The organism is Amycolatopsis sp. WAC 04169, from assembly GCF_003947535.1.
GTDB classification, from domain to species: domain Bacteria; phylum Actinomycetota; class Actinomycetes; order Mycobacteriales; family Pseudonocardiaceae; genus Amycolatopsis; species Amycolatopsis keratiniphila.
This window is the reverse complement of the sequence record NZ_QHJI01000013.1, coordinates 195,073-216,884: the sequence shown is the minus strand read 5'-3', so window position 1 is coordinate 216,884 and position 21,812 is coordinate 195,073. Positions and strand designations below refer to the sequence as shown.

Below are 21,812 nucleotides of genomic sequence, written 5' to 3'. Positions count from 1 at the left end.
TCAGTTCAGGTACTGGTTCAGGTCGCGCGAGAGGAATTTCCCGTGCGTCGTACTGCCCGAGAAGCCGGACGGCGACACCACCACACGCCCGCGCGAGAGCACCGTGTCGACCTTGCCGGTGATCTCCATGCCCTCGTAGGCCGAGTAGTCCACGTTCATGTGATGTGTCTCGACCGAGAGGGTCTGCTTCGCCGTCGGGTCGTAGACGACGATGTCCGCGTCCGAACCCGCCGCGATGACACCCTTGCGCGGGTACAGCCCGAACATCCGTGCCGGGGTGGTCGAGCAGGTCTCGACCCAGCGGCCGAGGGTGAGCTCTCCCGCCACGACCCCTTGGTGCAGCAGGTCCATCCGGTGCTCGACGCCCGGGATCCCGTTCGGGATCGCGCGGAAGTCGCCGCGGCCGAGTTCCTTCTGGTCCTTGAAACAGAAGGGGCAGTGATCCGTCGACACCACCGACAGATCGTTGGTCCGCAGCCCCCGCCACAGATCCGCCTGATGCGACTTCTCGCGCAACGGGGGAGAGGCGACGTACTTCGAGCCCTCGAAATCGGGCTTCGCCAAGTCCTCAATGGACAGATACAGATACTGGGGACACGTCTCCGCGAAGACGTTCTGCCCCTCGTTCCGTGCTTCCGCTACCGCCGCCAGCGCCTGCGACGCCGAGAGATGCACGATGTACAGCGGCGCGCCGGTCACCTTGGCGAGCTGGATCGCGCGCGAGGTCGCCTCGCCCTCCAGTTCCGGCGGCCGGGTGAGCCCGTGCTGCACCGGGTCGATCTTCCCGGCCGCGAACGCCTGCGCGGCCAGCTGGTCGATCGCGATGCCGTTCTCCGCGTGCATCATGATCGTCGCGCCGATCTCGCGCGCCTTCTGCATCGCCAGCAGGATCTCGCCGTCCGTGGAGTAGAACACCCCCGGATACGCCATGAACATCTTGAAGCTGCCGACCCCGCCGTCGACACAGGCCTGCATCTCCTTCAAGGACGAGTCGTTGACGTCGGAGACGATCATGTGGAAGCCGTAGTCGATGGCGCAGTTGCCGTCGGCCTTCTCGTGCCATTTGTCCATGGTGGCCAACAGGGAGGTGCCCTTGGCCTGGACGGCGAAGTCGATGATCGTGGTCGTCCCGCCCCACGCCGCCGCCGTCGTGCCGGTGCCGAAGGTGTCGACGGAATGCGTTCCGCCGAACGGCATCTCCATATGGGTGTGCGCGTCGATCCCGCCGGGCAGGACATACTTCCCGGTGGCGTCGATGGTCTCGTCGGCGGGCCCCAGCGTGCCGGGGGCGCCCACGGCCGAGATCGTCTCGCCGTCGACGAGGACGTCCGCCGCCGAAGCGCCCATCGTGGACAGCACCTGCCCGCCGCTGATGAGGGTGGTCATCACGCCTCCGCGAGAGGTCCGTAGCTGTCGGGACGCCGGTCCCGGTAGAAGGCCCACAGATCCCGCACTTCGGCGAGTTTCCCCATGTCGAGATCGCGGACGACGATCTCCTCCTCGGTGTCGGACGCGGCTTCGCCGACGAGCTGGCCGCGCGGGTCGGCGAAATAGGACTGTCCGTAGAAGTCGTTGTCGCCCAAGGGTTCCACCCCGACACGGTTGATCGTGCCGACGTAGTACTCGTTCGCGACCGCGGCCGCCGGCTGCTCCAGCCGCCACAGGTACTCCGACAGGCCGCGGCTGGTCGCCGACGGGTTGAACACGATCTTCGCCCCGGCCAGCCCCAGCGCGCGCCAGCCCTCCGGGAAGTGCCGCTCGTAACAGATGTAGACGCCGATGCGGCCGACGGCGGTGTCGAACACCGGGTAACCCATGTTCCCGGGCCGGAAGTAGAACTTCTCCCAGAAGCCCTTCACCTGCGGGATGTGGTTCTTGCGGTGCTTGCCGAGGTACGTGCCGTCCGCGTCGATCACCGCGGCGGTGTTGTAGTACACGCCGGGCTGCTCGACCTCGTACATCGGGACGATCAGCACGACACCGTGGCGTTCGGCGACCTCCTGCATGAGCTTCGTCGTCGGCCCGTCGGGGATGCCTTCGGTGTAGGAGTAGTAGTCGGTGTCCTGCACCTGGCAGAAATACGGGCCGTAGAACAACTCCTGCAGGCAGACGACCTGCGCGCCCTGCGAAGCGGCCTTGCCGATGGCTTCGACCGCGTTCGCGATCATGGACTCCTTGTCACCCGTCCACCGCTGCTGGATCAATCCGGCTCGGACCACGTCGCTCACTTGCATCCTCCTCGATTTCGGTGGTGCGCTTGCGTTCGGGCAGGGACAGCAGCAGGTAGACGACGAAGGCGCCCGCCAGGCCGACGACCCAGTTGTAGTCGTAGAGGGGTTTCAGGAACGGGATCAGCCCGTCGGCGGGGAACGGCCCGCCGTACGCGCCGCCGACCGCGAGCACGGCGCCGACCAGTGTCGCGACGAGCGCGCGCCAGTTCCAGCCGCCGTTGAACCAGTAGACGCCGCGTTCGGTGTACAGATCCCGCAGGCGCAGCTTGGTGCGGTAGACGACCCAGTAGCCGGCGACCATCACCCCGGCGACGGCGCCGAGCAGGCCGCCGTAGAAGCCGAGCCACGCGAAGATGTAGATATTCGGGTCGGAGTAGAGCCGCCACGGCTGGATGACGATGCCGATGATGCCCGTGATCAGGCCGCCGACCGCGAAGGTGATCTTCTTCGGGAAGGCGTTGGAGAAGTCGTAGGACGGGCTGACCACGTTCGCCGCGAGATTCGCCGACACGGTCGCCAGCACCAGCGCGATCAGCGCGACCACCACGACGACCGGGGAATCGAACCGGTCGGCCAGTTTCGCCGGATCCCAGATCTGCTCGCCGTAGAGGACACTGCCGCCCGAGGTGGTCAGGATGGCCACGATCGCGATGAACGTCATCGTGGTCGGCAGGCCGAGTATCTGGCCGCGGACCTGCTTGCCCTGGCTGCCGCCGAACCGGGTGAAGTCCGGCATGTTCAGCGAAAGCGTCGACCAGAACGCGATCATCGCCATCAGCGCCGGGGCGAACACCTTCCAGAAGTCCGGCCCCCAGCCGAGTTTCCCGGGTTCGGACAGGATCGGGCCGAGACCGCCCGCCTTGACCAGCACGTAGCCGAGCAGGATCAGGAAGCCGACCGACACCAGCGGCGCCGTCCAGTTCTCGAACCGGCGGACCGCCTCCATGCCGCGCCAGATGATGAGCATCTGGAACAGCCAGAAGAGGCCGAACGAGAGCCACAGCGTCCAGTGCTGACCGAGGACGACGGTGGAATCCTTCCACCCGGAACCCGCCAGCCGCCCGACGATGATGTAGATCGCCTCGCCGCCGACCCAGGTCTGGATGCCGAACCAGCCGCACGCGATGAACGCCCGCAGCAACGCCGCCAGGTTCGCGCCGCGCATCCCGAAGAAGGCGCGGGCGAACACCGGGAACGGGATGCCGTACTTCGTCCCGGCGTGGCTGTTGAGCAGCATCGGGATCAGCACGATCAGGTTGCCGATGGTGATCGTGAGCAGCGCCTGCACCCAGTCCATGCCGAGCGCGATCAGCGACGCCGCGAGCGCGTAGGACGGGATGTTGTGCGCCATGCCCATCCACAGCGCGAAGTAGGTGTACGTGGTCCAGGTCCGCTTTTCGACCGGGACCGGGGCGAGTTCTTCGTTGTAGAAGCGGCTGTCCTTCAAGGACTCGACCTCGCCGAGTTCCACCCGGCCATCAGGATGCACGTGCTGCGTACCGCGTGCCGTCGGCTCCATTGCGGAATCGTGCTCGCCCGCGCCGCGCGGGTGGGACTGGCAGACTGTTCACTGTTGATGGCGTCGGAACGCAGACTGTCGATTGCGTTCGAAGGCCACTGGTGCATGACGTGCGTCACACACACGGACGTAGTGATCCGGCAAACCGGCCGAAACATCTCCACAGGATCTCCACAGCTCACCCGGATGGTCTCCACGGCCGATGCCTACAGTCATCCCCATGGAACTGGGAGGACGCCGGGTGCTGGTCGTCGAGGACGACGTGACCATCGCGGAGAGCATCGCCGCGCGTTTGCGGGCCGAAGGATTCTCGGTCGACCTGGCGCACGACGGCCCTTCCGGCGTCGAGACCGACGCCGAGCGCGAGCCGGACCTGGTGGTGCTCGACGTGATGCTGCCGGGCTTCGACGGGCTGGAAGTCTGCCGCCGGATCCAGGCCCGCCGCCCGGTCCCGGTGCTGATGCTGACCGCCCGGTCGGACGAGACGGACATGCTGATCGGCCTCGGCGTCGGCGCCGACGACTACCTCACCAAGCCGTTCTCGATGCGGGTGCTCTCGGCGCGGGTGCACGCGCTGCTGCGCCGCGTCGAGCGGTCCGCCCGCGCCGACGGCGGGGAAACGGGCACGAAGATCGTGCTCGGCGACCTCGAAATCGACGTCGACCAGCGGCGGGTCACTCGGGCGGGCACCCAGGCCCAGCTGACGCCGATCGAGTTCGACCTCCTCGTCCACTTCGCGAAACGCCCGAGGGCGGTGCAGCCCAGGGAACGGCTGCTCAGCGAGGTGTGGGACTGGGACGTCGCGGGCACCGGTTCGGGCACCCGCGCCGTCGACAGCCACATCAAGGCGCTGCGCCGCAAACTGGGCGCCGACCTCATCCGCACCGTGCACGGCGTCGGCTACGCCCTGGAGGTGGGATCGTGAAGCTCCGCCCGCTGCTCGGCCGCGTGGTCGACGCGCTCCCGAGACCGCTCGACCCGGTCCGCTCCATCAAGCTCAAGCTCGCGATCCTGCTGGTGTCGTCGGGCGGGATCGCGTTCGCCTTCTTCAACTGGCAGATCGGCTGGCTGCCGCCGCGGACCACGATCGCCGCCATGGTGCTGGCCGTGGTCACCTCGCAGATCCTGGCGCACGGGATGACCAGGCCGCTGCGGGAGATGACCGCCGCGGCCCGCGCGATGGCCAAGGGCGACTACACCCGGCGGGTCCGCGCGACCGCCCGCGACGAGGTCGGCGAGCTGTCGCACGCCTTCAACCAGATGGCCGCCGACCTGGACGCCTCGGACCAGCGCCGCCGCGAGCTGATCGCGAACGTCTCCCACGAGCTCCGCACCCCGATCACCGCGCTGAACGGGGTGCTGGAGAACCTGGTCGACGGGGTCGCCCAACCCGATCCGGCGACGCTGAAGACCGCGCTGCAGCAGACCGAACGCCTCGGCAGGCTGGTCTCGGAACTCCTGGATCTCTCCCGCATCGACGCGGGCGCGTTCCCCTTGCAGCTGGAGGAGTTCGATCTCGAACTGCTGCTGGAGGAGGTCGCCACCGAAGCGGGGGTCACCGGTCGCGGCGTGCGGTTCTCCGTCGACGTCCAGCCGCCCGGCGCGACCGCCGTCGCCGACCGCGGCCGGCTCTACCAGGTCGTGGTCAACCTGCTCGACAACGCCGTCCGGCACGGACCCGCCGGGGGAGAGGTCCGGGTGCGGGCGGAGGCCCGCGAGGCCGACGTCGTCATCGAGGTCGAAGACGAGGGCCCCGGCATCCCGCCGGGGGAGCGGGACAGCGTGTTCGAGCGGTTCACCCGCGGTGAGCGGGCCGGTGGCGGGGGCACCGGTCTCGGGCTCGCGATCGCGCGGTGGGTGGTGGACCTGCACGACGGCAGCATCGCCGTCGTCACCCCCGAAGGACGGCCGGGCTGTGTCATCCGCGTCGTGATCCCCGTTCCTTAACTCCCTGGCCGCTTTTCCGGGCGGCCGAACACGGCCAACGGTATGTGCTTTCGCAAACTGGAGGATTCGATGAGCGAAGATCAGGAGAAACAGGCGCACGCGTCGCCCCCGAAGGCGACGAGCACGATGGCTCCGACCATGCCCGACGGAGCCCTGCCGCCCAAGCCCCTGCCGCCCGCCCCGCCGGTACCGCCCGTGCCGGTGCTGATGCGGCCACGGGTGCCGCCGAAGTCGGCGATCGTCCCGCTGCCCGCCTCCGTGCTGCCCGCGGCGGTCGCGGCCGGGCTGGTCACCGCCTTCGTCATGCCGGACGACCCCGGGGCCGGCTGGTTCGTGGCCGGGCTCGCCTTCGCGGTGGCCGTCTACTTCGCCGACAAACGCGCCCGAGGCGACGCCGAACCACACTTCCGGCTGGTCAACGCGCTGTGGGCGGCCGCGGCGCTCGGTCTGCTCGCCGTCGGCATGTTCCGCGCGTCGGTCTGGCTGAACGTGTTGTGCGTGCTGGCGGCCTTCGTCGCGGGATCCCTCGCGGTGGTCGGGAAACGCACCGTGAACACGATCGTCTACGACGTCTTCGCGGTCCCCATCGAAGCACTGCTTTCGATCCCCTGGGTCGGGCGCGGGCTCAGGAAGCTCGGAAAGAAACAGGAAGGCCGGACGCGGCCGAGGTTCCTGGTGCCGGTGCTGGCGAGCGCCTTGCTGCTGCTGGTGTTCGTCCCGCTGCTGCGTGGCGCGGACGCCGCGTTCGCGAGCGTCGTCGACGCCGTGATCCCCGAGCTGAACCCGGGAACCTTCGTGCGCTGGGGTTTCCTGTTCGTGGTGGCCGCGTTCGCCGTCACCGGGGCGTGCTATCTGCTGGCGGCGCCCCCGCTGCCCGCCGACGACGACGCCCCGCGCAAACGGCTCGCGCACCGGCTCGAATGGACGTTGCCGCTGGGTGTGCTGGTGTTGCTGTTCACGAGCTTCGTCGTGGTCCGCCTGGTCGTGTTGTTCGGCGGCACCGAATACCTGCTGGCCACGAGCGGCCTGACGGCGGCCGAGTACGCCAGGAGCGGCTTCTGGCAGCTGTCCGCCATCACCGTGCTGACCCTGCTGCTGGTCGCCGCCGCGCTGCGCTGGGCACCGAAGACCTCGGTGGCCGATCGTGCCTGGCAGCGCGGGCTGCTCGGCTCGCTGAGCGTGCTCAGCCTGGTGCTGGTCGCGTCGGCGTTGAATCGCATGTGGACATATCAGCAGGCGTACGGGTTCACCGTGCTGCGGCTGCTGGTCGAGGTCTGCGAACTCTGGATCGGCCTGATCTTCGTGCTGGTACTCGTATCGCTGGTCCCACTGCGGTCGGCCTGGCTGCCACGTGCGGCCATCGGGGCCGCCGTCGCGGCACTGCTCGGGCTGGCCGTGCTCGATCCGGAACGGTTCATCGCCGACCGCAACATCGACCGGCTCGCGCACGGCAAGACACTCGACACCACTTACCTGTCAAGGTTTTCCGCCGACGTGGTGCCGTCGGCCGACCGGCTCCCCGAACCGCTGCGGTCCTGTGTGCTCGGACCGGTCGTGCGGGGAATCCCGGAAGATGATTGGCGCGAATGGAACCTGAGCCGGTCCCTCGCGCGTCAGACCCCCGTTACCGCGAAGGACGGGATCGGTTGCCGGTACCTGACCCGTCCTTGAGCCGTGACCCACGGCCTTGATCGCCCTCTTGGGGGTGAGGGCGATCAAGGCGGCGGTGAACGGCGCCGCCGGGCCACCGAGGGGGAGGTCCGGCGGTCACCTCGACGGAAATGTCTCGGTCAGAAGGTGAAGACGCCGGCCGACTCGGCGTCGGCGACGCACCGGTTGGCGTACGAGGTGCGGAAGGTGACCGGTTCGCCGCGCCACTTGCCGACCGCCGAGACGTCCACCGGCGAGTATTCGAGGGTGCAGGCCCGCGGTTCCGGCCGGAGCTTGCCGAACTCTCCGTCCACTTCGGACAGTTTGCCGCAGGCGTTCCCGCGCGTGGGGTGGGAACCCCCGGTGGGCCCGCAGGTGAGCGAGACGGTGCCGATCCGGCCCCTGGTGTCGTGGCTGGTCAGCTGAAACGTGGATTCGGCGGGTTGCGCCGGGGCCATACAGGCCAGCGCGAGCACGCAGGCGCCGATCGGTTCGAAGAAAGCCATATCAACCCTATCGGCTGACGTGGCCCGATCACTGTGTTCCACGCTCGGGTGAGATTTGCTCACCCGGACGTGTGGTCGTCCGCTTTTCGAATGTCGTGGGCGAGCAAAGCGACATAAAGCGAGAGCATCGACTCCGGATCTTCGAGCCGCACGCCCAGTACCTGCTCGATCCGGGCCAGCTGCTGGTAGTACGCGGTGCGGGAGGTGTGCGCCGCGGCCGCCGCCGCGGACTTGTTGCCACCGTGCTCGCAGTAATGCCTCAACGCCTGAACGAGTCTGCTGCCCTGCGCGGCGTCCCGGCTCAGCAGCGGGCCGAGCTCCCGCGCGGCGAACGCGGTGATCCGTTCGTCGCCGGCCAGCAGATGCAGCAGTCCGCGCAACCGGACGTCGTCGAGCCGGTGGACCAGCCGTTCGACGTTCTCGGCGAGCGCTGCAGCGGCGACCTGCGCGGCTTCGACGAGCGTCCGCCGCGCTTCGGCGGGCCCGCTGCCCGTGGTCCCGACCGCGACCACGGCGGGTGCTCCGGCGCGGGCCTCGTGGACGTCGGTGGCCAGCCGTCGCAGGACCGCGTCGACCCCCGCCTCCGGCGAAAGCGCGATCAGCGCGCGCACCTGGGTGTCGTCGGTGGCCACCAGCGCGGACACCTTGGCGTGCCGCGCGGCGAGCACCGTCGCCTCGGCGAGTTCCCGCAGCAGCACCGGGGTGGACTGCGCGGTCTTGGCGGTCACCGTGATCCGGGGCCGCACGGCGACCCCGACCAGCAGCCGTCCGGTCAGCGGGACACCCAGCGCGGAGGCCCGCGCGGTCAGTTCGGCGGGCGGCACCGGGTTCGCCAGCAGTTCGGTCAGGATCGCGCGGTGCGCTTGGCGTTCGAGGCTGTCGGTGTCCTTGGCGACCAGCCGGTGGACCGCGAGCGCGGACGCGGCCCGTTCGGCGACCACCACGTGCCGGTGCGGCGGCGGATCCCCGCAGACGACGACCAGCCGTCCCCAGTCGTGCCCGCGCGCGCCGACCACGGTGATCAGCCAGCCCGCGCCCTGGTGGTAGCCGGTCCGCTCGCCGACCTGCACCGGCCGTGATCGGGTCGGCCAGCCGGGCAGCAGTTCGCCGGGGTCGGTGCCCGCCGTGTCGTAGGCGAGGACCTCGTGCGACAGCGTCTCCAGCACCACGGGATGCTCGGTGAGCCGCGCGACCTCCCGCAGGATTTCGCCCGGCTCGGCGCCGGCGATGGTCAGCGCGGTGAAGGTCTCGTGGACCCGTTCGGCCGCGCGCAGTTCGTCGACCTGGGCGTCGACGATCAGCCCGTTCACCGCCTCGGTGACCGACACGAAGCGCGTCTCGCGCGAAAGGGTGATCAGCGGGACGCCGTGGCGGTCCGCGGCGTCGACCAGCGCGGGCGGCAGCTTCTCGCTCCAATGCCGGACCAGTTCGACGACGATCCCGGCGACCCCGATCCCCGCCAGGTCGCCGACGTACCGGGCCAGCGCGGCACCGTCGTCGGGCAGCGCGACCCCGGTGGTGAGCACCAGTTCTCCGCCCCGCAGCAACGGGGCGATGTCCGCGACCTCGGCGACATGCGCCCAGCGGACCGGCGCGTCCAGCCCCGCCGCCCCCGCCACCACATGGGGCCTGCCCTGACGCAGCACCGGCAGCGCGAGCACCTCGGCGACGGTCGGGTACATCGGCCTCCCACCCGGTTCGACAACGCTGGGGACAGACTGTACGGGCGGGACCGGGAGTCCGTACACGTTGACGATGGCGTCGGTGTGGCGCGCGCACCCAGACTCGACCGGGAGCAGGCATCAGCACCAGGAAGGCGGAACCCGTGACCGACCGCATCAACCACTGGATCGACGGCAAACCGTGCGAAGGCGTGAGCGAACGATCGGGTGACGTGTTCGATCCGGCCACCGGCCAGGTGCGGGCAAAGGTCGCCTTCGCCGCGCAGGACGACGTCGACGCCGCCGTCGCCGCCGCGTCCCGGGCGCTGCCGGGCTGGCGCGGGACCTCGCTGGCGGGGCGCACCCGGGTGCTGTTCGCCTTCCGTGAGCTGCTTTCGGCGCGGCGTCACGAACTGGCGAAGATCGTCACCGGCGAACACGGCAAGGTCGAATCCGACGCCGCGGGCGAAATCGCGCGAGCGATCGAGAACGTCGAGTACGCCTGCGGTGCGGCGCAGATGCTCAAGGGCGGGTTCAGCGAGAACGCCTCGACCGGCGTCGACGTGTACTCGATCTCGCAGCCGCTGGGCGTGGTCGGCGTGATCTCGCCGTTCAACTTCCCGGCGATGGTCCCGCTGTGGTTCGTGCCGAACGCGCTCGCCTGCGGCAACACCGTCGTGCTCAAGCCGAGCGAGAAGGATCCGTCCGCGGCCGTGTTCATCGCGGAACTGTTCGCCGAGGCGGGCCTGCCCGACGGCGTCCTCAACGTCCTGCACGGCGACAAGGTGGCCGTCGACGGGCTGCTGGAACACCGCGACGTCAAGGCGATCTCGTTCGTCGGGTCGACGCCGATCGCGAAGTACGTCTACGAAACCGGGACCAGGCACGGGAAACGCGTGCAGGCGCTCGGCGGCGCGAAGAACCACATGGTCGTCCTCCCGGACGCCGACCTCGACCTCGCCGCCGACGCGGCCGTGTCCGCGGGCTTCGGCTCGGCGGGGGAGCGGTGCATGGCGGTGTCGGTCGTGGTCGCCGTCGACCCGGTCGGCGACGAACTGGTCGCGAAGATCGCCGAGCGGATCAAGAAGTTGCGCGTCGGCGACGGCATGCGGCCCACCTCGGAGATGGGGCCGCTCGTCACCGCCGCCCACCACGAACGCGTCGAGTCCTATGTGGAGGCCGGGGTCGAAGCGGGCGCCCGGCTCGTCGTCGACGGCCGCGGTATCGAGGTCGACGGCGAGGACGGCGGGTTTTGGCTCGGCCCGACGCTGTTCGACCAGGTCACCCCGGACATGTCCGTGTACACCGACGAGATCTTCGGGCCGGTGCTGGCGGTCGCTCGGGCCGAGGGCTACGACGCGGCGCTGGAGCTGATCAACGCCAACCCCTACGGCAACGGCACCGCGATCTTCACCAACGACGGCCGGGCCGCGCGGCGGTTCCAGAACGAGGTCGAGGTCGGGATGGTCGGCGTGAACGTGCCGATCCCGGTGCCGGTCGGCTACTACTCGTTCGGCGGGTGGAAGGACTCGCTGTTCGGGGACAGCCACGCCTACGGGCCGGAAGGGTTCCACTTCTTCACGCGGACGAAGGTCGTCACGTCGCGGTGGCCGGATCCCTCGCAGGGCGGGGTGAACCTCGGGTTCCCGCGCAACAGCTGATGCCCGTCGCTCTTGAAGTACATGAAGGCCCCCTTCCTTGCGCCAGGCGCAAGGAAGGGGGCCTTCATGTACTTCGGTGCGGGTCAGAACCGGCCGCAGTTGCCGCCGCCCGCCTGCCCGTTGAACGCGCTCTTCAGCCACTCGGTGGCGTCGCCGGACGCGGTCATCATGCCCAGCGCGTGCGAGAAGAACGGCGTGAAGGTCGTCAGTTCCTTCCACTGGACGTTGGCGCCCTTGCCGCACCAGTCCTTCGCCATCTGCTTGCCGACGGCCGCGGGGATGACGTCGTCCATCGGGCTGTGTTCGACCAGGACCGGCATGGCCGGCTTGACGGTGCCGATCCGGTTCTCCGCCACGATCGCGTCGAACGGCGGCTGGGCCAGGTAGGCGGACACCGGCTTGCCCTCCTTCGTCAGCGAGCTGGTCTGCTTGTACATGAACTGGAGGACCGCGTTCATGGTGCAGGTCTGCCGGGCCTTCAGGAACAGATCGGCCCCGGCCGAGTTGGCCAGGTCCATCAACCTGGCCTCGGGGTAGGCCTGGTTGATGCCGATCAGCGCGTAACCGAGGAACCCGGCGTACATCCCGCCGTCGAGCGATTTCGACAGCACGGCCTTGTCCGCGGGAGCCGCGCCGGAATAGACGCCTTTGACGTCCAGTTCGGGTGCGTAGGTGGCGGCCAGTTCGGCGGCGGCCGCGGCGGCACTGCCGCCCTCGGAGTACCCGGCGATGCCCACCGGGCCATCGGCGGGCAGGCCCGTTCCGGGCAGCCGCTGGGCGGCGCGGACGACGTCGAGCACGGTGTGCGCCTCGGACAACCGGACGACGTACGGGTGGTCGCCGCTGCCCGTCACCCACGGTCCGATGTAGTCGGTCTGCGCCACGGCGAACCCGGCGCCCAGCAACGCGTTGACGAAACTGCCCTGGAAACCGGAGACCAGGTCCGAGGCGCCCTCGCCCGCGAGGGTTTTCGACGGTGCGCAGTCCGGCCCCATGCCGAAGGTGAACGGCGCGTAGGCCACGATCGGCCGTTCGCCGGGACCGGTCCACGGATTGTTCGGAACCAGGACGGTGCCGCTCACCGCGACTTGCCTGTCCTTGTTGTCCCGGGACAGATATTGGATACGGGTCGATTTCGCCCCGTTGTAGGTCGAGGGCTGCGACTTGATCACGTCACCGTTCTCACCGGCCGGAAGCGGTGAAGAGGAGACGTATACCGAATCGGATTCCGCGCTCGCGGCAGTCGCGCCCACCGCGACCAACGTCACGGTCATCGCGGCGATCAGGACATGACGAAAGGAAGAAGTCATAGTGCGCTCCACGTTGAGTCGGAACTTCCGCAGGTGAGCTAGATGGAAGACCTTTCGGTGCCGGCCGGTCAATGGCCGGTCGTCGAATTGTCATTCCCGTAAGTGCGGCGAAACTGATTTCACTCATGGCTTTCCGAGTGGCGGCCGGGTGATTTCCGGAATTCGCCGATCCCGGTTATCGTCGCCGTCATGTCGGAACCGAAGCGGTCGGCGATGCGGGTGGCCGATTCCGATCGCGAAAACGTCGCGCGACTGCTGTACGAAGCCATGGGTGCGGGACGCATCACCACCCGTGAACTGGAAACGAGACTGGACGCCGTCTACGCGGCCAAGACGTTCGCGGAATTCGAACCCGTCGTCGCGGATCTGTCGCCCGGCGGGGCGCTCGCCCTGTCCCACGCCGCCGACGAGGAGCAAGGCGGACGCCGCTCGTTCGCCGTCATGTCCGCCACCACGCGGCGGTTCGGCGGACCACTGCCGTCGAAACACGTCAGCCGCGCGTTCTGGGGCAGCGTGCGCCTCGATCTGCGGCGGGCCCGGATCACCGGATCCTGCACGATCAGGGCGGTGGCGGTCATGGGCGGCGTCAAGATCGTCGTACCCGAGGACTTCGCCCTCGACGTCCGGGGAATCGGACTGATGGGCGGATTCGGCACCGGCCGCCGGACCGGGCGACGGAGCCCGGATGCGGGCGCGCCGGTGCTGCGCGTCACGGGTTTCGCCTGGTGGGGGTCGGTGAGGGTGATCCGGAAGCCCTTGGAGCCGCGGCGGCGCTCCCCGCGCGGGCGCGGCTGAGGGGCCCAAAGAAGTCCGGTGGCTCGCCGGGCACTCCACCTTCCGTAAACTCGTTGTGAGGACGAGCCGAGGGAGGTGCAGGTGGCCAACGCGGAAGAACGCCGCTTCGAAGTGCTGCGCGCGATCGTCGCCGATTACGTGTCCAACCAGGAGCCCGTCGGATCCAAGGCGATCGTCGACAGGCACAACCTCGGGGTGTCCAGCGCCACCGTGCGCAACGACATGGCGGCGCTGGAAGAAGAGGGCTACATCACACAGCCCCACACCAGTGCGGGCCGGATCCCCACCGACAAGGGGTACCGGCTGTTCGTCGACCGGATAGCCGAGGTCAAACCGCTCAGCGCGGCCGAGCGCCGGGCCATCACCGCGTTCCTGGACAGCGGCACCGACGTCGACGACGTCCTGCGCCGCTCCGTCCGGCTGCTCGCGCAGCTGACCAGGCAGGTCGCGGTCATCCAGTACCCGATGATGACCAACTCCGCCGTCCGCCACCTGGAAGTGGTGCCGCTCACCCCGGCGCGGCTGATGCTCGTGCTGATCACCGATTCGGGCCGCGTCGACCAGCGCACCGTCGACCTCGGGGACGTCATCACCGAGGAGAACGTCGGCAGGCTGCGCACGGTGCTCAACGGGGCGCTGGCGGGGCGTCGTCTCGCCGACGCCGCGGCGTCGGTCGCCGAACTGCCCGAGAAGTCGCCGGGCGAACTGCGCGACAGCCTCACCCGCGTCTGTACCGTGCTGGTGGAGTCCCTGGTCGAGCATCCCGAAGAGCGGCTGGTGCTCGGCGGCACGGCCAACCTCACCCGCAACGTCTCGGACTTCCCCGGATCGCTGCGACAGGTGCTGGAGGCGCTCGAGGAGCAGGTCATCGTGCTCAAGCTGCTCGCGGCCGCCCGCAACCCCGGTGCGATCAGCGTGCGCATCGGTGAGGAAAATGAGGACGAGCAGATGCGCAGCACCTCGGTGGTGTCCATCGGCTACGGGATGGACGACATGCTGCTGGGCGGGATGGGCGTCGTCGGGCCGACCAGGATGGACTACCCGAACACCATCGCCGCGGTGCGCGCGGTGGCGAACTACGTGGGGCAGATCCTCGCCGGCCGCTGAACGCGGCGGTGAGGTCGAAGTCAGAAGGAGAAGGCGAAGACGGTGGCGAGGGACTATTACGGCATTCTCGGGGTGGCGAAGAACGCGACGGATCAGGAGATCAAGCGCGCGTACCGCAAACTGGCCCGTGAACTGCACCCCGACGTCAACCCGTCGGAGGACGCCCAGCACCGCTTCGGCGAGGTGACCACCGCGTACGAGGTGCTGTCGGATCCGCAGAAGCGCAAGGTCGTCGACCTCGGCGGCGACCCGATGGACGGCGGCGCCCGCGGCGGCGGGGGAGACCCGTTCTCGGGCTTCGGCGGTCTCGGCGACATCATGGACGCCTTCTTCGGCGCCGCCGGGGGTGGCGGCGGCCGCGGCCGTGGCCCGCGCAGCCGCGCGCAGCCCGGTTCCGACGCGCTCATCCGCCTCGGCCTGACCCTCGAGGAGTGCGCCACCGGCGTCGACCGCGAGATCACCGTCGACACCGCCATCGTCTGCGACCTGTGCCGCGGCGCGGGTGCGGCCGAAGGCACCGGCACCAAGACCTGTGACACCTGCGGTGGCGCGGGCGAGGTCCAGTCCGTGCAGCGGTCCTTCCTCGGCCAGGTAGTCACGGCCCGTCCCTGCCCGGTCTGCCGCGGCTTCGGCGAGGTCATCCCGGACCCCTGCCGCCAGTGCGGCGGCGACGGCCGGGTCCGCGCCCGCCGCAACGTCACCGCCAAGATCCCGCCGGGCGTCGGCGACGGTATGCGCATCCGCCTCTCCGGCCAGGGCGAGGTCGGCCCCGGTGGCGGCCCCGCGGGTGACCTGTACGTCGAGATCGACGAAGCGCCGCACGAGGTGTTCGTCCGGCAGGGCAACGACCTGCACTGCAACTTCCGCATCCCGATGACCACCGCCGCCCTCGGCGCCACGGTGCCCATCGAGACGCTCATCGACGGCGACTACGAACTCGACATCGAGCCGGGCACCCAGCCCGCCACCGAACTAGTGCTCACCGCCAAGGGCATGCCGCGGCTGCGGTCGTCGGGCCGCGTCGACGGCCGGGGCGACCTGCACGTCCACATCGACGTCGTCGTGCCGACCAAACTCGACGACGCCCAGCGAGACCTCCTCGTCGAACTCGCCCAGCAGCGCGGCGAAGACGTGCCTTCGCTGTCGTCGAACGGCTCCAAGCCCGGCGGGCTGTTCTCCAAGCTGCGCACCAAGAACCACCGGTAACCCGTGCCCGAGACGACACTGCCGGTCTTCCTCACCGCCGCGCTGCCCGGCTCCGGGCGCACCACCCTCGACGGCGAGGAAGCCCGGCACGCCGCCACCGTCCGCCGCCTGCGCGTCGGCGAACGTCTCGTGCTCTCCGACGGCGAAGGCGGCATGGCGCGCTGCGTCGTCGAGGCCGTCCAGGCGGGCCGCGACGCGGCGCTCACCCTCGCCATCGAAGAACACTGGACCGAGGAACCGCCCGCACTGCGCGTCATCGTCGCCCAGGCGCTCGCGAAGGGCGACCGCGGCGAACTCGCCGTCGAACTCGCCACCGAAGCCGGTGCCGACGCGATCGTCCCCTGGCGCGCCGCCCGCAGCGTCGCCCGCTGGGAAGAAGGAACCCGCGGCGACAAAGCCCTCACCCGGTGGCGCACCACCGCCCGCGCCGCCGCCAAACAAGCCCGGCGCGCCCACGTCCCCGAAGTCGCCGAACCCGTCACCACCCGCGAACTCGCCGAACTCGCGCAGACCGTTTCCCGCGCGCTCGTCCTCGAATCCGGCATCACCACCCGCCTCACCGAGATCGAACTCCCGGCACAGGGCGACATCCTTCTCGTCGTCGGCCCCGAAGGCGGCATCACCGACGACGAACTGAGCACCCTCACCGACGCCGGCGCCACCGCCATCCGGTTGGGCCCCACCGTTTTGCGCACCTCCACCGCCGCCGCCGTGGCACTCGGCGCGCTAGGGGTTCTCACCGACCGCTGGAAGTGAAAAAACACCCCACTAATTTGCGGCGAGTTATGGCGCGATCACGCAAACAGCCGTTACTCTCGTTAACTGACGCGCAACACACGGTTTCGGCGCGCCACTGGGGATGAAGCCCGGTCGCGCGCGTGAATCCCCGCCGGGCACCTCCCCCCTCGGTCCGGCGGAGCCGCGGCGACGGTGGGCCGACCCCCAGGGCCCACCGCGCCGCGGCATCTTCATTTCGAACCCCATCGCAAGTACTTCGCTCCTTGCCGTGCTTCGAAAGTCGCGCCGTGGCGCGATTCCGCGTGTTGCCCCGTGGGGCCCACGGTGAGGTCGACGGCCGGGGTGGTCGTGAGCGGCGTTTCGGGCTAGGGCGAAGGGTGCCTTCAATGGCTACTGGACTTTGGCTGCGGCGATCGCGGGTCGGGTCCGTGAAGGCCTCCTTGAGGGACCCAGAGTCCCTCAAGGAGGCCTTCACGGACTTGGGATCACAGGGCGAGGCGTGAGTGAAGGCGTGACTCGCGTGATCAGGGACGTGACTCGCGTGCTTGGAGGCCGCACTCGGGTGTTCCGCCTCTGATCACGCGAGTTCCGCCTTCGATCACGTGAGTGCGGTGCCACTCACGACCACCCAGACCGAGATGCGTGGACGCGAAGGGGACTTTCCTCGCATGCGACGCGGCGAAAGTTCCCTTCACCCCGTCGCGGCGTGGCGAGGGGTGGGCCCCCGGTGGGCGATAGGGTGGGGGGATGAGTGACGCGGAGACGTTGTTCGAGCGGATCATCGCGGGCGAGATCCCGTCCGACAAGGTGTACGAGGACGCGACGACGTATGCGTTCCGGGACATAGCGCCGCAGGCTCGGGTGCATGTGCTCGTGGTGCCGAAGAAGCGGTACCGCAATCTGGCCGAGCTGGCCTCGGGCGACCCGCAACTCCTCGCGGACGTCGCGTCGACGGCGCGCAAGGTCGCGGAGATCGAGGGGATCGCGGAGTCCGGGTACCGGGTGGTGTTCAACACCGACGGTGACGCCGGGCAGACCGTCTTCCACGTGCACGCGCACGTGCTCGGCGGCGAGCAGCTGGGGCATTTCGGGCGCTGAAGCGCGCGGCCTGCGGAAACCGGACTGCGTGCCGCCACCCGCAACCAGTAACATCGAACCCGTCACTGTCGTTGAAAATCGCAGCGTAAGCGCAGGAAGTAGGCCCGAGGCCACGTGGCCGGAACCGTACCGGGTGAAGCCGCCCGACCCGACGTTCCCGCGGACGTCACCCCGACGAAGGCTGAAGAGGCCGCGATCACCGAAGCGGCCCAGTCCCGATTCCCCATCCCCGACGCCGCCCCGCTCAGCCTGCTCGGCTCGAGGGACGAAAACCTCCGCGTCGCCGAAGAACTCCTCGCCGCCGACGTCCACGTCCGGGGCAACGAGGTCACCCTGACCGGTGCCCCCGCCGACGTCGCCTTCGCCGAGCGTGTCTTCGCCGAACTCGTGACGCTCGCCGGCCGCGGCCAGCAGGTCGACCCGGCCACCGTCCGCCGCACCGTCGGCATGCTCTCCACCGGTGACCACGAGTCACCGGCCGAAGTGCTGAGCATGAACATCATCTCCCGGCGCGGCAAGACGATCCGGCCCAAGACGCTCAACCAGAAGCGCTACGTCGACGCCATCGACAAGCACACGATCGTCTTCGGCATCGGCCCCGCCGGTACCGGCAAGACGTACCTCGCCATGGCCAAGGCCGTCCAGGCGCTGCAGGCGAAGCAGGTCACCCGCATCGTGCTGACCCGCCCCGCGGTCGAAGCAGGCGAGCGCCTCGGCTACCTGCCGGGCACGCTCAACGAGAAGATCGACCCGTACCTGCGCCCGCTGTACGACGCGCTGCACGACATGGTCGAGCCCGAGTCGATCCCGCGGCTGATGCAGGCGGGCACCATCGAGATCGCGCCGCTGGCGTACATGCGCGGCCGCACCCTCAACGACGCCTTCATCATCCTCGACGAAGCGCAGAACACCACGCCGGAACAGATGAAGATGTTCCTCACCCGGCTCGGGTTCGGCGCCAAGATCGTCGTCACCGGCGACGTCACGCAGGTCGACCTCCCCAACGGCCAGAAGAGCGGCCTCCGGGTGGTCCGCGACATCCTCGAAGGTGTCGAGGACCTGCACTTCGCCCAGCTCACCAGCCAGGACGTGGTGCGGCACAAGCTCGTCGGCGACATCGTCGACGCGTACGAGAAGTGGCAGGCGCTGCAGGACAGCAAGGATCAAGGCAGTGGCTGGAAAGGGCAGCGCCGTTCATGAGCATCGAGATCGCCAATGAATCGGGCGTGAACGTCGACGAGACCTCCATCGTGTCGGCCGCCCGCTTCGCGCTCGACAAGATGGAGGTCAGCCCGCTCGCCGAGCTGTCCATCCTGCTCGTCACCCTCGAGGTGATGGAGGATCTGCACGAGCGGTGGATGGACCTGCCCGGTCCCACCGACGTGATGGCCTTCCCGATGGACGAGCTCGACTCGTCGCGCCGCCCCGACGCGCCCGACGCCTCGCCCGCGCTGCTCGGCGACATCGTGCTGTGCCCGGCGTTCGCGAAGGACCAGGCCAAGACGGCCGGGCACGCGCTGATGGACGAGCTGCACCTGCTCACCACGCACGGGGTGCTGCACCTGCTCGGCTACGACCACGCCGAGCCCGCCGAGGAACGCGAGATGTTCGGTCTGCAGAAGCGGATCCTCGGCGAGTTCCAGGCGGCCGTGGCCGCGCACAACAAGCGCGACGCGCAGCGCTCCGCGGACGACAGGCTCCTCGGCACCGCCGGCCTCGACGCCGCGCCCGCCGAGGAACCGCCCGCCTAGGCGGTTCGCGGACATGGGTAGTCCCACGGCCCTGCTGGTCATCGCCATCGCGCTGATCCTGCTCGCCGGGGTGTTCGCGGCCGCCGACGCCGCCGTCAGCACGGTCTCCAAGGCCCGCGCCGACGGCCTCGTCCGGCTCGGCCGCCCCGGCGCGCGTCAGCTGTCGCTGGTCATCGCCGAACGCCGCCGCCACATCAACCTGATCCTGCTGCTGCGGATGACCTGCGAGCTGACCGCCACCGTGCTGGTCACCGTCGACATCCTCGGCTGGATCCGGCCGCTGTGGCTCGCCATCGTCGTCGCCGCGGGCGTGATGGTCGTGGTGAGCTACGTGATCATCGGCGTCGGCCCGCGCACCCTCGGCCGTCAGCACCCGTACCGGATCGGCCTCGTCGTCGCCGGTCCCGTGCGCGTCCTCGGGTCGATCCTCGGCCCGCTCAGCAGGCTGCTGATCGTCCTCGGTAACGCCATCACCCCCGGCCGCGGCTTCCGCGAAGGCCCGTTCACCTCCGAAGTCGAACTGCGCGAACTGGTCGACCTCGCCCAGGAACGCGGCGTCGTCGAGGAATCCGAGCGCGAGATGATCCACTCGGTGTTCGAACTCGGTGACACCGTCGCGCGCGAGGTCATGGTGCCGCGCACGGAGATCGTCTGGATCGAGCACGACAAGACCGTGCGCCAGGCGCTCGCGCTGGCCCTGCGCACCGGGTTCACCCGGCTGCCGGTGATCGGCGACTCCGTCGACGACGTGGTGGGCGTGGTCAACATCAAGGACCTCATGCCCGCGTACATGGCCGAGGGCGGCTCGCAGCGGCAGGTCGAGGAGCTGATGAATCCGGCGAGTTTCGTGCCGGACTCCAAACGGCTCGACGACCTGCTCAAGGAGATGCAGGTCTCGCACAACCACATGGCGATCGCCGTCGACGAGTACGGCGGCACCGCCGGCCTGCTCACCATCGAGGACATCCTCGAAGAGATCGTCGGCGAGATCACCGACGAATCCGACGCCGACGAACGCCCCGAGGTCGAGGAACTCGAAAACGGCGCGGTCCGCGTCTCGTCCCGGCTCTCGGTCGACGACCTGGGCGAACTGTTCGGGATCGACCTCGAAGACCACGACGTGGAGACCGTGGGCGGGCTGCTCGCCGAGCGACTGGGTAGGGTCCCGCTGCCGGGGGCCGAAGCCGAGGTCGCCGGGCTTCGGCTGTTCGCCGAAGGCGGTAAGGACCGGCGCGGGCGGATGCGGATCACCACGGTGGTCGTCCACCCCGCCGACGCGGACGCGGTGACCGACGCAGCCCAGGGCAGGCGCCGGACCCGGGTCCCGCAGCCCGATGAAAGTGACAGGAGTGTCGAACATGCCTGAGCTGGACGCCGAGGACCAGAAGCTGGTGACCCTGGCCAGGTCCGCGCGAGCCCGCACCCAGGCCGCCGAAGGCGCCGCGCTCCGCGACACCGACGGCCGCACCTACGCGGCGAGCACGGTCGACCAGCCGTCGTTCAAGCTCACCGCGCTGCAGGCCGCCGTCGCCGCCGCCGTTTCGAGCGGAGCCGAAGGAATCGAGGCCGCCGTCGTGGTCACCGCCGAAGGGCTGCTCAAGGAGGCGTCCGTGCACGCGGTGCGGGACATCGCCGAAAAGGCCCCGATCTACCTGGCCGACCCCAGTGGCAAGGTGCTGAACTGATGGCCGAACCGCATCGTTCCGGTTTCGCCTGCTTCGTCGGACGGCCCAACGCGGGCAAGTCGACGCTGACCAACGCGCTCGTCGGCAGCAAGGTCGCGATCACCTCCAGCAAACCGCAGACCACCCGGCACGCCATCCGCGGCATCGTCCACCGCGACGACGCCCAGCTGGTGATCATCGACACACCGGGCCTGCACCGGCCGAGGACCCTGCTCGGCGAGCGGCTGAACGACATCGTCCACTCGACATGGTCCGAAGTGGACGTTGTCGGGCTTTGCGTGCCCGCCAACGAAAAGGTCGGTCCCGGTGACCGGTTCATCGCCGCCGAACTCAAGAAGATCGCCAAGCGCACCCCCGTGATCGGCGTCGTCACCAAGACGGATCTCGTGAAACCCGAGCAGGTCGCCGAGCAGTTGCTCGCCCTGCAGGAGGTCATGGAGTTCGCCGAGCTGATCCCGGTGTCCGCTGTGGACGGTTTCCAGGTCGGCGCGCTCTCGGACCTGTTGGTGCGGCACCTTCCCGAGGGGCCGCAGCTGTATCCGGGCGGCGAACTCACCGACGAGCCGGAACAGACCCTGGTCGCCGAGCTGATCCGCGAGGCGGCTCTGGAGGGCGTCCGGGACGAACTCCCGCACTCGATCGCCGTCACCGTCGAGGAGATGCTGCCCCACGAGGGCAGAGACGACATGATCGACGTGCACGCGTTCCTTTATGTGGAACGACCGAGCCAGAAGGGCATCATCCTCGGGCACAAGGGGGAGCGGCTCAAGGACGTCGGCGCCCGCGCCCGGCAGCAGATCGAGGGGCTCCTCGGCTCGAAGGTCTACCTCGACCTGCACATCAAGGTCGCCAAAGAGTGGCAGCGCGACCCCCGTCAGTTGCGACGGCTGGGCTTCTGACTGAACGGAATGTCTCGATTCGGTCGCGGAGACCGGTTGATGGTGTGG

20 protein-coding genes are annotated in these 21,812 nt (G+C 69.2%); 14 read left to right on the top strand and 6 right to left on the bottom strand.

Going from position 1 to position 21,812, the window contains the following annotated elements:
• From hydA to DMC61_RS34315, 3 genes are read right to left on the bottom strand one after another with little or no spacing between them, the layout of a single operon-like run.
• Entirely contained in the window at positions 1-1,386 is a 1,386-nt protein-coding gene (hydA, locus tag DMC61_RS34325; protein WP_125694581.1) for a dihydropyrimidinase, read from the bottom strand.
• The gene (locus tag DMC61_RS34320; protein ID WP_016332446.1) at positions 1,386-2,228 is read right to left on the bottom strand and encodes a nitrilase-related carbon-nitrogen hydrolase; all 843 of its coding nucleotides are present in this window, start codon (positions 2,226-2,228) and stop codon (positions 1,386-1,388) included. The genes hydA and DMC61_RS34320 overlap by 1 nt, the downstream gene beginning before the upstream one ends.
• A complete protein-coding gene (locus DMC61_RS34315; protein ID WP_125694579.1) occupies positions 2,179-3,750 on the bottom strand; it encodes an NCS1 family nucleobase:cation symporter-1 in 1,572 nt (523 codons plus the stop codon). Before DMC61_RS34315 ends, DMC61_RS34320 begins: the two co-directional genes overlap by 50 nt.
• Positions 3,751-3,991: 241 nt before the next feature.
• On the opposite strand from DMC61_RS34315, the gene DMC61_RS34310 reads away from it, so the two are divergent.
• The 3 genes from DMC61_RS34310 to DMC61_RS34300 all read left to right on the top strand — a co-directional run bounded on the left by DMC61_RS34310 (position 3,992) and on the right by DMC61_RS34300 (position 7,368).
• Positions 3,992-4,675, top strand: coding sequence for a response regulator transcription factor (locus DMC61_RS34310; RefSeq protein ID WP_063274640.1), 684 nt, complete (start codon positions 3,992-3,994; stop codon positions 4,673-4,675).
• Entirely contained in the window at positions 4,672-5,697 is a 1,026-nt protein-coding gene (locus tag DMC61_RS34305) for a HAMP domain-containing sensor histidine kinase (RefSeq protein ID WP_016332449.1), read from the top strand. The genes DMC61_RS34310 and DMC61_RS34305 overlap by 4 nt, the downstream gene beginning before the upstream one ends.
• 69 nt (positions 5,698-5,766) lie before the next feature.
• A complete protein-coding gene (locus DMC61_RS34300; protein ID WP_125694577.1) occupies positions 5,767-7,368 on the top strand; it encodes a DUF4153 domain-containing protein in 1,602 nt (533 codons plus the stop codon).
• Between the two features lie 119 nt (positions 7,369-7,487).
• Here the strand turns inward: DMC61_RS34300 and DMC61_RS34295 are convergent, their stop codons facing one another.
• Positions 7,488-7,853 carry an SSI family serine proteinase inhibitor gene (locus DMC61_RS34295; RefSeq protein WP_016332451.1) on the bottom strand — a complete coding sequence of 122 codons (366 nt, stop codon included), beginning with the start codon at positions 7,851-7,853 and terminating at the stop codon, positions 7,488-7,490.
• A 59-nt stretch (positions 7,854-7,912) separates the two neighbouring features.
• Positions 7,913-9,535 carry a PucR family transcriptional regulator ligand-binding domain-containing protein gene (locus DMC61_RS34290; protein ID WP_125694575.1) on the bottom strand — a complete coding sequence of 541 codons (1,623 nt, stop codon included), beginning with the start codon at positions 9,533-9,535 and terminating at the stop codon, positions 7,913-7,915.
• Positions 9,536-9,678: 143 nt separating this feature from the next.
• On the opposite strand from DMC61_RS34290, the gene DMC61_RS34285 reads away from it, so the two are divergent.
• Complete coding sequence (locus DMC61_RS34285; RefSeq protein WP_125694573.1) at positions 9,679-11,175, top strand: CoA-acylating methylmalonate-semialdehyde dehydrogenase; 1,497 nt, start codon at positions 9,679-9,681, stop codon at positions 11,173-11,175.
• An 83-nt stretch (positions 11,176-11,258) separates the two neighbouring features.
• On the opposite strand, the gene DMC61_RS34280 is transcribed toward DMC61_RS34285, so the two are convergent.
• A complete protein-coding gene (locus DMC61_RS34280; protein ID WP_125694571.1) occupies positions 11,259-12,485 on the bottom strand; it encodes a lipase family protein in 1,227 nt (408 codons plus the stop codon).
• A gap of 189 nt (positions 12,486-12,674) precedes the next feature.
• On the opposite strand from DMC61_RS34280, the gene DMC61_RS34275 reads away from it, so the two are divergent.
• The 10 genes from DMC61_RS34275 to era all read left to right on the top strand — a co-directional run bounded on the left by DMC61_RS34275 (position 12,675) and on the right by era (position 21,764).
• Complete coding sequence (locus DMC61_RS34275) at positions 12,675-13,280, top strand: DUF1707 domain-containing protein (protein ID WP_233595052.1); 606 nt, start codon at positions 12,675-12,677, stop codon at positions 13,278-13,280.
• 81 nt (positions 13,281-13,361) lie between these two features.
• On the top strand, positions 13,362-14,387 hold the full coding sequence (gene hrcA, locus DMC61_RS34270; protein ID WP_125694569.1) for a heat-inducible transcriptional repressor HrcA: 1,026 nt from the start codon (positions 13,362-13,364) through the stop codon (positions 14,385-14,387).
• Positions 14,388-14,429: 42 nt separating this feature from the next.
• Positions 14,430-15,593, top strand: coding sequence for a molecular chaperone DnaJ (gene dnaJ / locus DMC61_RS34265; RefSeq protein ID WP_125694567.1), 1,164 nt, complete (start codon positions 14,430-14,432; stop codon positions 15,591-15,593).
• Between the two features lie 3 nt (positions 15,594-15,596).
• A complete protein-coding gene (locus DMC61_RS34260; protein ID WP_125694564.1) occupies positions 15,597-16,349 on the top strand; it encodes a 16S rRNA (uracil(1498)-N(3))-methyltransferase in 753 nt (250 codons plus the stop codon).
• A gap of 729 nt (positions 16,350-17,078) precedes the next feature.
• On the top strand, positions 17,079-17,429 hold the full coding sequence (locus DMC61_RS34255; protein ID WP_016332459.1) for a histidine triad nucleotide-binding protein: 351 nt from the start codon (positions 17,079-17,081) through the stop codon (positions 17,427-17,429).
• A 114-nt stretch (positions 17,430-17,543) separates the two neighbouring features.
• Complete coding sequence (locus tag DMC61_RS34250) at positions 17,544-18,629, top strand: PhoH family protein (RefSeq protein ID WP_125694562.1); 1,086 nt, start codon at positions 17,544-17,546, stop codon at positions 18,627-18,629.
• Positions 18,626-19,180 carry an rRNA maturation RNase YbeY gene (gene ybeY / locus DMC61_RS34245; protein WP_016332461.1) on the top strand — a complete coding sequence of 185 codons (555 nt, stop codon included), beginning with the start codon at positions 18,626-18,628 and terminating at the stop codon, positions 19,178-19,180. The genes DMC61_RS34250 and ybeY overlap by 4 nt, the downstream gene beginning before the upstream one ends.
• A gap of 13 nt (positions 19,181-19,193) precedes the next feature.
• Positions 19,194-20,546 (top strand): hemolysin family protein, encoded by a 1,353-nt coding sequence (locus DMC61_RS34240; protein ID WP_125694560.1) that lies wholly within the window; start codon positions 19,194-19,196, stop codon positions 20,544-20,546.
• The gene (locus DMC61_RS34235) at positions 20,539-20,865 is read left to right on the top strand and encodes a hypothetical protein (protein ID WP_016332463.1); all 327 of its coding nucleotides are present in this window, start codon (positions 20,539-20,541) and stop codon (positions 20,863-20,865) included. The genes DMC61_RS34240 and DMC61_RS34235 overlap by 8 nt, the downstream gene beginning before the upstream one ends.
• Positions 20,865-21,764 carry a GTPase Era gene (era, locus tag DMC61_RS34230; RefSeq protein WP_016332464.1) on the top strand — a complete coding sequence of 300 codons (900 nt, stop codon included), beginning with the start codon at positions 20,865-20,867 and terminating at the stop codon, positions 21,762-21,764. Before DMC61_RS34235 ends, era begins: the two co-directional genes overlap by 1 nt.
• Positions 21,765-21,812 lie beyond the last annotated feature (48 nt).